At 68.1% G+C, this 12,097-nt stretch carries 12 protein-coding genes; 3 read left to right on the top strand and 9 right to left on the bottom strand.

Annotated features, from left to right (window positions below):
- Positions 1–243: 243 nt before the first annotated feature.
- The 9 genes from ACNS88_RS11380 to cheB form a co-directional block, all read right to left on the bottom strand.
- Positions 244–1,356, bottom strand: a complete 1,113-nt coding sequence (locus tag ACNS88_RS11380) for an ATP-dependent ribose-1-phosphate kinase (RefSeq protein ID WP_435097450.1) — start codon at positions 1,354–1,356, stop codon at positions 244–246.
- Positions 1,353–2,324, bottom strand: a complete 972-nt coding sequence (locus ACNS88_RS11375; protein WP_435097447.1) for a ribose 1,5-bisphosphate isomerase — start codon at positions 2,322–2,324, stop codon at positions 1,353–1,355. The genes ACNS88_RS11380 and ACNS88_RS11375 overlap by 4 nt, the downstream gene beginning before the upstream one ends.
- An 84-nt stretch (positions 2,325–2,408) precedes the next feature.
- Positions 2,409–3,107: a ribulose-1-phosphate aldolase gene (locus ACNS88_RS11370; protein ID WP_435097444.1), complete on the bottom strand. Its 699-nt coding sequence runs from the start codon at positions 3,105–3,107 to the stop codon at positions 2,409–2,411.
- Positions 3,104–3,817, bottom strand: coding sequence for a ribulose-1,5-bisphosphate 5-phosphatase (locus tag ACNS88_RS11365; RefSeq protein ID WP_435097441.1), 714 nt, complete (start codon positions 3,815–3,817; stop codon positions 3,104–3,106). The genes ACNS88_RS11370 and ACNS88_RS11365 overlap by 4 nt, the downstream gene beginning before the upstream one ends.
- 216 nt (positions 3,818–4,033) lie before the next feature.
- Positions 4,034–4,906: a CheF family chemotaxis protein gene (locus tag ACNS88_RS11360; RefSeq protein WP_435097437.1), complete on the bottom strand. Its 873-nt coding sequence runs from the start codon at positions 4,904–4,906 to the stop codon at positions 4,034–4,036.
- Entirely contained in the window at positions 4,907–6,115 is a 1,209-nt protein-coding gene (locus ACNS88_RS11355) for a HEAT repeat domain-containing protein (RefSeq protein WP_435097434.1), read from the bottom strand.
- The gene (locus ACNS88_RS11350) at positions 6,115–6,924 is read right to left on the bottom strand and encodes a CheR family methyltransferase (RefSeq protein WP_435097431.1); all 810 of its coding nucleotides are present in this window, start codon (positions 6,922–6,924) and stop codon (positions 6,115–6,117) included. The genes ACNS88_RS11355 and ACNS88_RS11350 overlap by 1 nt, the downstream gene beginning before the upstream one ends.
- Positions 6,921–9,185, bottom strand: a complete 2,265-nt coding sequence (locus ACNS88_RS11345) for an ATP-binding protein (protein ID WP_435097428.1) — start codon at positions 9,183–9,185, stop codon at positions 6,921–6,923. The genes ACNS88_RS11350 and ACNS88_RS11345 overlap by 4 nt, the downstream gene beginning before the upstream one ends.
- Positions 9,185–10,291: a chemotaxis-specific protein-glutamate methyltransferase CheB gene (cheB, locus tag ACNS88_RS11340; protein WP_435097424.1), complete on the bottom strand. Its 1,107-nt coding sequence runs from the start codon at positions 10,289–10,291 to the stop codon at positions 9,185–9,187. Before cheB ends, ACNS88_RS11345 begins: the two co-directional genes overlap by 1 nt.
- A gap of 102 nt (positions 10,292–10,393) precedes the next feature.
- Here cheB and ACNS88_RS11335 point away from each other — a divergent pair, with 102 nt between their 5' ends.
- From ACNS88_RS11335 to ACNS88_RS11325, 3 genes are all read left to right on the top strand, one after another.
- Entirely contained in the window at positions 10,394–10,879 is a 486-nt protein-coding gene (locus ACNS88_RS11335) for a chemotaxis protein CheW (protein WP_435097421.1), read from the top strand.
- A 132-nt stretch (positions 10,880–11,011) separates the two neighbouring features.
- The gene (locus ACNS88_RS11330; protein ID WP_435097418.1) at positions 11,012–11,707 is read left to right on the top strand and encodes an RAD55 family ATPase; all 696 of its coding nucleotides are present in this window, start codon (positions 11,012–11,014) and stop codon (positions 11,705–11,707) included.
- Positions 11,707–12,093 (top strand): DUF8057 family protein, encoded by a 387-nt coding sequence (locus tag ACNS88_RS11325; RefSeq protein WP_435097415.1) that lies wholly within the window; start codon positions 11,707–11,709, stop codon positions 12,091–12,093. Before ACNS88_RS11330 ends, ACNS88_RS11325 begins: the two co-directional genes overlap by 1 nt.
- Positions 12,094–12,097 lie beyond the last annotated feature (4 nt).

Here is a 12,097-nt window from a genome sequence, read left to right as displayed (position 1 = left end):
GCGAAGCGCCTCGCTGTCGCGAGGACGAAGCACGGCGACGGAAGCACCGCAGCGACTGAGCGGAGCGAACGAGCGAGGAGAGCACCGAGCCGCGCGAGTCGTCGCGGCTGGGGCTTTGCAGGTGTTCACCGCAGACTCGTCGATCGCTTATAAACGTTCGACAGCAACATCACTCGATCGCTTATAAACAACCGATCAACTGAATTGACACACATACTCCCGCTATCGATCGAAGAGCACTCGTTAGACCCGAATCTCGATCAGCAGGTCCGACTCGGGCGACTCGCCCATCATCGACCGGACGCGCTCCCACGAGAGGTCGGCGCGGGCGGCCACCGTCTCGGCCGCGATCGCGCCGCAGGCGTTGCCGACGAGCAGCGGCACCTGGTAGTCGCGGGGGTCGTGTGAGAAGCCCTCACCGGCGATCTCGGGGTCTCTGAGCGCTGTGCCCAGAAACCCGGCCGCGAACGCGTCGCCGGCGCCGACAGTGTCGATCGGGTCGACGTCGAACCCCGGATGCGACACGTCGCCGTGGGGGGTTCGGATCGTCGCGCCCTCCTCGCCGAGCTTGATCGCGACGACGCGGTCGTCGGGCTCCCACGGGTCGATGTCGGTCGAGTCGGCGAGCGCGTCGGCCTCCGGAGCATTCACGAACAACAGGTCCGTGCCGTGGAGCGCGGCCTCGAACTCGCGGTCGCCGACCCGGCGCCCCGGGTCGAAGCTCCGCGTCGTTCCGGCCTCGCCCGCGGCGGTCGCGAGCGCGGCCGCGGTCCCCGGCTGCTGACCGGTGAGATGGAGGTGGTCGGCCGCCCTCAGCGTGTCGCGGTCGAGTTCGGCCGCGGTGAACGACTCGTTGGCGCCGTCGTTCGCTAACATGAGCAGCTCTCCGCTCCCGTCGACGATCGCGTACTTCACCGAAGTCGGCTCGTCCGCGTCGACCAGCACCTGTCCCGGGTCGACGCCGGCGCTCGCCAGTTCGCGGAGCGCCAGCGCCCCCGACTCGTCGCCGCCGACGCTCCCGTAGACGACCGACCGGCCGCCGAGTCCAACGAGCCCGACCGCGACGTTCGCGGCGCTGCCGCCGCCGGACTGTTCGAGCAGATCGATCCGCGTCTCTCCGTCCGGCCCCGGCAGCTCGTCGACGTGAATCGTCACGTCCCAGTTGATGTGGCCCGCTGAGACCACCTTCGGGGCGCGGCCAGAGGACTCCGGTTCCAAGTCGGGATCGTTGTCGACCGGGTCGCCTCCCTCGTCTGTCCCCTCGCCGTCCTCCCACTCGGAGATCTCTTGGTCCCACTCTGCGAGCTCCTCGTCCCAGCCGTCTGGACCACCGTGCTCTGCGTCCTCGCCGCTCATGGCTCGGCCCACGGCTCGGCGGCGCCCTCGCCGAACAGCTCTCGCATCAGCGCCACGATGCTCTCGGGCGGAAACTGGCCGTGCTCGGTGACGATCGCGTCCATGTACCGCGGCGGCGTCACGTCGAACGCCGGATTCTCGACGGTTATCTCGCCGATCTCCTCGCGGGTCTCGAGATCGATCACCTCGCCTTCGTCGCGCATCTCGATCTCGACGGTGTGGCCCGTTAGCGTCTCCGGATGGAGCTTGATCGTCTGGGCGGCGGTCATGATCGGGACGCCGCGCTCGCGGGCGTTGACCGCGAGCCCCGACGTGCCGATCTTGTTGATCACGCCGCCGTCCGCGGCGATCGAGTCGGCACCGACGACGACGTGGTCGACCTCGTCGAGGTAGCGCCGCGCCGCGGAGTCGACGATCAGGGTGACGGGGACGCCGGCGTCGCGGAGCGCCTCGGCGGTGATGTGGCCCTGCTGGCGCGGCCGCGTCTCCTTGACGACCGCCGAGATCGACTTCCCCTGCTCGACGGCGGCCTCGATGCAGGCGAGCGCGTCCGTCGAGTGGCAGTGGGTCATCACCGTGTCGCCGTCGGCGAGGCGGTTCGCGCCGACCTGCCCGAGGTCGTCCTGCGCGCAGTCGAGCTGGTGGACGAACGCGTCGCTCGCGTCGACGACGCTGCGGCGCAGTTCGTCGACCGTCTCTCCCTCCATCCGCTGGAGGACGTAGCGGAGGGCGTTCGGTAGCGACACGGCGGTCGGCCGGGTCTCGCGGAGGCTCCGTCCCGCGGCACGCATCGACGCGCGGAAGGCACCGGGGTCGCTCGCGGTTCCCTCGGACTCGGCTGCAGCCTCGGCCTGGGCGGCGAGCGCCTCGGCGGCCGCGGACGCGATGGTCGCCGCGCCGCGGACCTCCATCGTCGCGATCGATTCGGCGGTCTCCCGGACCGGAGCCGCCGGCTCCGTATCGGTCATACCGATCCAGTAACCGGCCCGCTATTTATAAAACCGGGAGAGGCGATCGGGTGCGAGCCGTCGGCGTTTGGTTTCCGTCCTTCGCTATGCGTCGTCATCACCGGGCTGTTGGCCGTAGCTCTCGAACCGCTCCTCGACGGTCGCCATCTGCTCGTCGGAGAGCACGTGCGGCTCGCCCACCGACGACGCACGGAGGTAGAGCCGGCAGATGTCCTCGACGTGGTGGGTGTTCTCCACCGCCGTCTCGATGTCGGGACCGGTGACGACCAGCCCGTGGTTCGCGAGGATCGCCGCGTCCGAGTCGGCCTCGGCCATCGCGGCCACCACGTTCGCGGCCAGCGCCTCGGTGCCGTACGGCGCGTAGTCGGCCAGCGGAACCTCCCGCCCCACGGCGGCGATCATGTAGTGAACGGGAGGGAGCTTCCGGTGGAGCGTCGCCATCGTCGTTGCCCACGGTGAGTGGGTGTGGACGATCGCGCCCGGCCGGTCGTGTTTATAAATACCCGTGTGCATCGGCACCTCGCTCGACGGCGCCATCCGGCCCGCCAGCCGCTCGCCCTCCAGCGAGACCACCGGCACATCGGTCGCGTCGAAGGAGTCGTACGGGACGCCCGTGGGCGTCACCGCGACCGCGTCCCCCTCGCGGACGCTCAGGTTCCCGGTCCGGCCGGGCGTCAGGTCCGCGAGCGCCGGCGCGTACTCCACGACCGCCTCGCGCGCCTCGTGCAGGAGATCGGGATTGGCGGTGGCGTCGGTGTCGGCATCGGAACGCTCTCGGGTCACGCCACGACCTCCGTCAGATCGGCGAACGCATCGAGCCGGTGGTTCGGGCGTCGGTCGCCGTCGAGCTCGTCGATGGCGGGCGTGTCGCCGTCGGCGACGAACAGCGCCGTGTCCATCCCGAGTGCGTTCGCGCCGGCCACGTCGGCGTCGGCGTTGTCGCCGACCATGAGCGCCTCGCTCGGCCGGCGGTCGAACGCGGCAAGCGCGATTGTGAAGGGAATCGCGCTCGGCTTCTCGCGGCCGACCTCCTCGGAGGTGACGAGCCGGTCGATCCGGTCGTCGATCGCGAGCCGCGAGAGCTTCTGTAGCTGAACGCGAGTGGTGAGGTTGGTCACGACGGCGACGTCCGTCCCCGCCTCGGCGAGGGCGTCGAAGACGCGCTCGACCCCGTCACACAGCTCCATCTCGCTCGCGTACCCCTCCCAGTACGCGTCGCCGAGCGCCAGCGCGTCCGCGGCGTCGTGTCCGCCGGCGTGGAGCCGCAGCGCGCGCTTGAAGTAGATGTGCCGGTCGTGAGAGGCGGCGGTCTCGCGGGTCTCGCGTTTGGCCTCTCGGCGGGCGGTCGCGTACAACTCGTCGAACGTCTCGCGATCGATTTCGTACCCTCGCTCGCGGAACGCCGCGAGGGCGGCCCGCTTGCCCGCCTCGTTGCAGGGGGCGTACGGGTACAGGGTGTTATCGAGGTCGAAAAACACCGCCTCGTAGCTCATGCGCTTCCTCGGTCGGGCTGCAACTTAAGAGTAATTCGGCGCCAGCGACGCGAACCTCCCCCTACGGCCCACCGTTTATTACCGATACCGCGGCCACCGCACCCGTGACCTGAGTCACCGTCCGCGGCGGCCGAGGCGGGAGTCCGGCGCACCGCCGTGGAACTCCGATCGCGCCGGCTGTTCTCCACGTTCCGCTAGCGAGCGGTCGGCCGCCAGCTACTGTTCGTTCATCGCCTCGCTGGCGATGTTGCGACCGCGAGAGTTCAGCGCCACCTCGCGGCGCACCCGAACCTCCTCGACCACTTCGAGCTCGACGAGCCGCTCGAACGTCTCCTCGACGGCGTCGACGTCCATCCCGAGGAACGACGGGATCTCGAACGGCGAGACGCCGGAGTACAGCGCCATCAACACCTCCCGGTCGCGGCTGGAAAGGTCGACGTTCGTCGAGCTGCGCTCCTCGCCTTTCCGGAGCCACGCCTCGACGAACCGCATCCGATTGGGATCGCCGGCGATATGGGTCTCGATGCTCGTCCCCTCGTCGTCGGTGTGTGACACCTCGATCACGGGCTTCTTCTCGCCGTTGACGGTGCGTTTCGCGGCGTCGAGTCCGCTGATGTCGTCGAGATCGAACTTCACGAACGCGCCGCTTTCGAGGGCTGCGTTGAGCCCGTTGTCATCGATCTTCACCCGTGCCTGCTCCCAGTCCGTCTCCTGAACGACGCCACCCTCGATCGCGGGGTGTTTCGCGGTCACCGTCCGCTGGTCGAGCAGCGCCCGGTACACGTCGCGCTCGAACGACTCGTGCTCCGCGGCGGCGACGAGCAACACCTGATCCCCGAGGTCGAAGCTGACGTAGTTGGAGACCCGCGCGACGGACTGGTTGGCGTCGTGGCGACCGCCGAGTCCCTTGAGATCTGAGAGCGGGACCGTGCGCTTCCCGTCGTTTCCGGCGAGGATTAGTCGGCGATTCGAGAGGAGCACGCGACCAGCCGTCCACGAGACGTCGCTCACCTTCCGCCCGTCGCGGACGGCGACCGCGAACCGCGCCTGCGTGTCGGCAACCTTGTACTCCCCGCTGCCGCCCGACATTTACGGTCCTCCTGCCCGGAGCTTTGAGACCGCCGAGAACACCCGCTTCCGGACCGCCGGGCTCTCGTCGTCGGTGAACCCTTCAAGCCGGTTAAGCGTCTCCTGCCCGCCGACCTGTCCGAGTACGAACACCGCCTTCGCCCGGGCGTCTTCGGGGTGTTCGGTACCGAGCCGGTCCAAGAGCCGGTCTTCGACGACCGGCCCGCCGAGGCTCTTGAGGCTGGTGGCCGCGAACTGCGCGGTCTGTGCGTCATCGTCCGCGAGCGCGTCCGCGAGCGCCTCGACCGCGATCGCCGACTTCGGCTCGGCGACGCGACCGAGAATCCACGACGCGTTCCGTCGCTGGCGGCTCTGCTGGCCCTCCGTGAGAATCTCGACGAGCGGCTCGACGACCGTCTCGTCGTCGGCCTGCTTCAGCTCGGAGACGACGCGGTCGCGGACCGCGTGGCTCTGCTTGGTCGGCACGTTCGAGAGCAGCTCGATGATCGAGTACACCGCGGCGTTCCGCACCACCGCGCTCTCGTCGCCGAGCGCGCGCGCCAGCGGCTCGACCGGCTCCGGGTTGCTCGCCTTTCCGAGCGCGCCGGCGGCGATCCGGCGGAGCGACTCATCGCTATCGTCGAGCAGCTCTAGGAGGGGCGAGAGCGCCCGGTCGGTACCGATATTCCCGAGCGCGTTCGCGGCGGCCCGCCGGACACGCGGCTCGTCGTCGAGCCGGGTCGTCAGCCCGGGGACCGCGCGCGGGTCAGCGAAGGTCCCGCAAGCCTGACACGCTCGGAGCCTGACGCGGGGATCCTCGTCGTCAAGCGCCTCGACGAGGTGCTGGAGCCCGCTCGCGTCGTCAAGCCGGCCGAGCGCGTTCGCGGCGGCCATCCGCAGCTCCGGGCGGTCGGCCTGTAGCGCGCGAGCGAACTTGCGGGCGGTAACCCACTCCGCCTCGGATTTATTGGTACCCGTGAGCTCCGAGAGGAGCTGTTCGAGCGCCGCTTCGCCGATCTCGTCGAGCGCGTCGACCGCGGATCCGCGGACCTGCGCGTCCTCGTCGCTGGTCGCGGCGCGCAAGAGCACGTCGATGGACGGCTGGTCGTCGGTGTCGGCGACTTCACCGAGAAACTCGGCAGCGCGCTTTCGGACCGCGGCGCTGTCGCTGCCCATGGCGTCTCTGAGCCGCTCGGCGTTCCCGTCCCGCGCGTGCTGGTACAGCGACATCAGGCCCTCCGGAACACCCGCCGGCGCTTGTCGATCGAGTCGTACCTGTCCGAGCGGTCCGGGGGAATGCTCTCGGTCATGCCGAGCACGAGCACGCCGTCGTCGGCGAGCGACGCCTCGAGCGTGTCGAACAGCGCCCCCTTGTGGTCGATATCGATGTAGATCAGCAGATTGCGGCACAACACCACGTCGAAGGGATCGCGCGCGCCATCGCTGATCAGGTCGTGTGTCTCGAAGGTCACGAGACGCTGGACCTCCGGACGGACCCGAAACGTGTCCCCGTCGTGTTCAACATAGCGGTCGGGGGTGGAGAGCGGTTCGAGTTCCGCCTCGATATCCGTCGTGCGGGTGGTGTGATAGACGCCGTCTCTGGCGTTTTCGAGCGCCTCCTCGCTGATGTCCGAGCCGAGCACCTCGACCCGTGACTCGTCGATCTCGGGGTCGTCGCAGGCCAGCATTGCGACGGAATACGGCTCCCGCCCGTCGGCCGAGGGGGCCGACCAGACGCGGACCCGGCGCTTCTCAGCGGTCTTTTCGCGGAGCACGTCGCGCAGCACGTCCCACATCTCCGGGTTGCGGAAGAACTCTGTCACGTTGATCGTGAGTGCGTCCATCAGCGCCTCACGCTCGTCGTCGTCCTCCCGGAGCAGCCGCTCGTACTCGGCGTGCGACTCGGTGTCACGCCGGCGCATCCGGGCGGTGATCCGCCGATCGAGGTACGACTCGTTGTAGTAGCCGGGCTCGAACGGGACCGTGTCGTCGATCTGCCTGAGGACGCCCTCGAATGGTGTCTCGCTCTCGCCGCTCATAGGCTCACCACGTCGAGGACGGCCACGACGTCGCCATCGCCGAGGACCGCCGTACCGCTGAGGCCCGGGGTCCCCGACAGCGGTCCGTCGAGCGGTTTCACGACTACCTCCTCTTGATCGAGCACGGCGTCACAGTGGAGCGCGACCTGTCGGGTTTCCTCGCGGATCCGCACGAGCATCCCGTCGTCGGTCACGCCGCCGTCGGTCGTCGCGGAGGCGGCGTCGGCCTTCGCGGACTCGGTGTCGGCCCCACCGCCGACCGCCACAGCAGGATCGCTGGGTGCGTCGGGAACACCGCCACCCCCCGACCCGACCGCTGCGGCACCGCTGTCCGCGAGCCGCTCTTTCAGTCGGATTACGGGGTAGAGATCGTCTTCGTGGCGGACAATCTCGTCGCCGTGGACCTCCTCCACGTCGTTCGCGCGGGAGACCTCGGCGATCGACTTGATCGGGATCCCGTACTCAGTGCCGCCCACGTCGACGAACATCACCTTCACGATGGCGACGGTGACGGGGAGACGGAACCGAACCGTCGTCCCCTCGCCCGGTTCGCTCTCGACAGAGACCGAGCCGTCGAGGTCGCGGGCGGTCGTCCGGACCACGTCCATCCCGACGCCGCGCCCGGAGACGTCGGTTACCTCTTCCGCGGTGGAGAAGCCGGGGTGGAAAACGAGGTCGAACACCTCGCTGTCTTCCATCGCCTCGACCGCTTCCCGGCTCTTGACGTCCTCGTCGACCGCCTTCTCGCGGAGCTGATCGGGGTCGAGCCCGCCGCCGTCGTCGGCCACCTCGATGATGACGTGGTCGCGCTCGCGCTCGGCCGTGAGCCTGACGTGGCCGGTGGAGTCCTTCCCGGCGGCCTCACGCTCCTCGGGAGACTCGATCCCGTGATCGACCGCGTTCCGCAGGACGTGGACGAGCGGATCGCGCATCTCCGTGAGGATGGTTCGATCGAGTTCCACGTCGGCGCCCTCGATCTCGAAGTCGATCCGTTTGTCGAGATCCCGCGAGATGTCGCGGACGAGCCGTGGGAACGAGTCAGAGACCTGTGAGAACGGGATGAGCCGCATGTCCATCGCCGTGTCCTGCAGACTGGAGGCGAGCTTGTCGAGCTCGTCTAACGCGTCAGACTGCCCGTTCCGCTCCTCCAGCTCTCGACGGAGCTTGATCCGGCTCGTCACCAGCTGCTCGACGAGCCCGTACAGCTCGTCGACTTGGCCGACGTCGACCCGGATCGACTTGATCTCGTCGGCAGACTTGGAGCTCGACGTGGAGTTGGCTGAGGAGTTCGACCCGGGCGAGGAACCGTTCTCAGCGCCCTCGCCCTCAGTGCTCTCGTCGCCGGCGGCTTCGTCGTTTCTGTTCCTTGCGTCGTCGGTTTCGCTGACGGCGTCTGCGTCGCCGACAGCGTCGGGAGTCGGTTCGGCCTCGCCCGCGTTGCTGTCCGCCTCTCCGACGAGGGCCGTCGCGATCGACTCGATCTGCGTGAGCGCGGCGAGCCCCTCGGCGACCACGCCGGGGTCGGCGTCGGCCACGAATACGTCGAACCCCTCGTCGTACTCCCCGTCCTCCAGCGCGTTGGGTGCGGGGACCGTGACGTACTCGCTGAACTGGCCGTCGAGCGCCTGCAACACGAGTGCGGCATCGACACCCGCCATGGCGGTCTCGCCGATGGTCACGTCCCCGTACACGACCGGGTCGTCGAGGGCGGTCGCCGCGTCGGGGAGTTCGGGGACGGAAACGTCGTTCGTATCGTCCGCGTCGTCCTCGGTGTTCTCGTCGGCAGACCCCTCGTCCGCGTCAGCATCGCCGGCGTCGTCACTATCGATCGTATCAGTTTCGGAGTCGCTGTCTGCAGTGTCGACACCGTCGTCGCCCCCGACAGTCCCCTGCTCTTCCATCTCGCGGAGGCGGCCCTCCAGATCGGAGGGGTCAGTCGACACGTCACCCGTCTCGGCGATCTCCGACACCATCGCCTCGACGGTGTCGACCCCCTCGAAGAGCAGGTCCATCAGTTCGGGCGTCACCTCGCGGTCGCCCTGTCGGACCGCGTCGAGTAGGTCTTCGAGCGCGTGTCCGAAGCTAGAGACATCCTCGTACCCCATCGCCGCGGCGTTGCCCTTCAGCGTGTGGGCGACGCGGAACACGTCGTCCATCGCCTCGGCGTCTCCGGGGTCGGCCTCCAGCGCGAGGAGGGCGTTGTTCAGGTCGGTGATCCCGTCTTCGGCCTCGGCGACGAACGCGGCGCGGTGAGAGTCCATCAGGCGACACCCCCCACGATCGCGCCGGCAACGTCATCGAGGTCGTGTACCTCGTCGATACTGCCCGTCTCCACCGCGCGCTTCGGCATTCCGTAAATGACGCAGGTGTCCTCGCTCTGGGCGATAGTCCGCGCTCCGGCGTCCGCCATCGCTCGGATTCCCTCGGAGGCGTCGGCACCCATTCCGGTCAACACGACGCCCACCAGCGGGCCGTCGACGACTTCCGCCGCCGAGCGCATCGTCACGTCGACAGCTGGTGTGACTGACTGTGAGTCGTCCTCTTCGAGCTTGACGCGGAGCCGTCCCGATCGATAGCTATCGATCCGGGTGTGGCTCCCGCCGTTGGCGACGAGCGCCTCGCCGGAGCCGATCCGGGCGCCGTCACTCGCCTCGCGCACGTCGTACGCGGAGGCCTCGTTGAGCCGGTCCGCGAACCGCGAGGTGAACGCCTCCGGCATGTGCTGGACGATGACGACCCGGCAGTCGGCCATCGGCAGCGCCGACATGACGCGCTCGACCGCGTTTGGCCCGCCGGTCGACGCGCCGATCACGACCGTCAGCGGGCCGTCGACGGTCGCGGCCGACGCGGTCGGCGTCGACACACCGGCCGTCGTCGTCTTCGACCCGCTGCCGGCGTTCTCTCGCTCGCGCCGGTCGCGAGTCGCCGCGGCGAGGTCGGCGTCCGCGACCGACCGGACGGCCTTGACGAGACGCTCTGACTCGCGAGAGACGCCGGTCGAGACCTCGCCGCCGGGCTTCGAGAAGAAGTCGACCGCGCCCCGTTCGAGCGCCTCGAAGGTCACTTCGGCGCCCTCAGCGGTGTGCGCCGAAAGCATCAACACCGGCGTCGGCGTCTCGGCCATCAGCCGTTCGACGGCCTCGAGCCCGCCCATCCCCGGCATCTCGACGTCCATCGTCACGACATCTGGCCGTGTCTCGGCGACCACCGACAGCGCTTCGGCGCCGTCGCCCGCTTCGCCGACGACCGCGACCCCCGCGTCGGTCAAGAGGTCGGAGATCAACCCTCGCATGAATGGCGAGTCGTCGACGATAACTACCCGCAAGGAATCGTCGCGACCGCCTCGCCGATCCGTCGTCCTACTCATATAGAGAAACGGGCGCAGAATCAGCATAAATCCACGGACCCGGTAATCACACCTGATAATTCAGGGGACACGGTTATTGGCCCCTTCCCCGCAATTTCGTTCATGGCAGCCATCGAGACGGACGCCGAACCCACGAAAGTGCTGGAGTTTGGCCTGGGCGACGGGACGTACTGTCTGGACATCGGGATCATCGACGAAATCGTTGACGCCGGCGAGCTCACGCGGATCCCCAACTCACCCGACCACGTTGAGGGCGTAATGGACCTGCGGGGACGCACAACCACGATTGTCGACCCGAAGACGCTCTTTTCGATCGACGAGAAGGGGCCCCGCGAGCGGATCGTCGTGTTCGACGACGAGGAGATCGACGAGGGCGGTACCGTCGGCTGGATGGTCGACGAGGTGTTCCAAGTCCGTGACGTGGCTCCGGAAGACGTGGATCAAGCGACGACCGTCGACGACGAGGGAGTCAACGGGATCGTTAAATCCGACGACCGCTTCGTAGTCTGGGTCTCCCCGGACATCGACGAGATCGAGGACCTCGAGGCTCCCGATCTCGCCGCGGAGACGGGACAAGCCGACGAATAGCGGGTCGGCCGACAATACCCTGTCCCACGGTCGGAGTGTCGTTCGCGGGTCGTTCGCGAGTCGTTCGCGAGTCGTTCTCATCCGTGAGAACCGGGTGGTAACCCTTATCCGACAACCGATGAGTTAGTACGTATGCGCGCCTCTAGCGGCGTTCCCGGGTTTGATGCTCTCGTCGACGGTGGCTTCCCGGAGAATCGTCTGTACGTTGTCAGCGGCCCTCCCGGCAGCGGGAAAACGACGTTCTGCTCACAGTTCGCCGCGCAGGGCGCCCGCAACGGCGAGGACGTGCTGTACGTCAGCATGCACGAGACGAAAGAGGGGATCCGCCGCGACATGAGCGGATACGACTTCGGGTTCGACCGGGCGCTCGACACGGACCGGATCACGTTCCTCGACTCCTTCTCCTCGGACGGTCGTCGCTTCTTCGGCCTTCCCGGCGAGCGGCGAGACCACTCCGGAGTCACGAACCGGCTCACGGGCTTTATTAACTCTCGGGACATCGATCGCGTCGTCTTCGACTCCACGATGTTGTTGCGGTTCCTCCTCGACGACGACGAGGACACGATGATCCAGCTGCTCTCCTCGCTGAAGCGTACCGATGCGACGACGCTGCTCATCTCCGAGATGACAGACCCGAGCGCCTACTCCGAGGAGCACTACCTCGCGCACGGTGTCGTCTTCATGCACAACTATCTCGAAGACGACGGGATGCGCCGCGGGATTCAGGTGCTGAAGATGCGCGGGACCGACGTCGACACCGACATCCAGGGCATCGAGTTCACCGATGGCGGACTCCGAGTCGGCTCGGCCGCGACGGTGAGCCACTGATGTACGACCGGACCTTCGGCACGGAGTGGGACGACCTCTCTCGCCAGGAGGCGGTCGAGCGCGCGTTTGCGCTCGGCGTCGCCGCCGGTGTCGGCAGCGCGCGGCCGGCCGAACTCGACCGCGTTCTGGATGTCTTCGAGAGCGCGTACGACCAGAGCCTGATCGAGCTCGCGTACGACGAGGGCCGGACCAAGGCCCTAGAGGCTGCTCCCGAGGCCGACGACGCCGAGGAAGTCTGGGACCGGCTCGTCGACGGAGCTGGCTCCCCTCGCGGATCGCCCATCTCGGCCGCTCTCCCCGGAGCGATAACGGAACTGACACTGACGAGGCGCCCCCGCGAGGGCCCCCCGTCGTCGCTCGACTTCCCGTCGATGCTCCGAAAGTGATCCC

The organism is Halorubrum shenae, from assembly GCF_051194165.1.
Taxonomy (GTDB): Archaea; Halobacteriota; Halobacteria; order Halobacteriales; family Haloferacaceae; genus Halorubrum.
The sequence above is the reverse complement of the archived record's forward strand: the minus strand, read 5'-3'. Positions and strand labels throughout refer to the sequence as shown.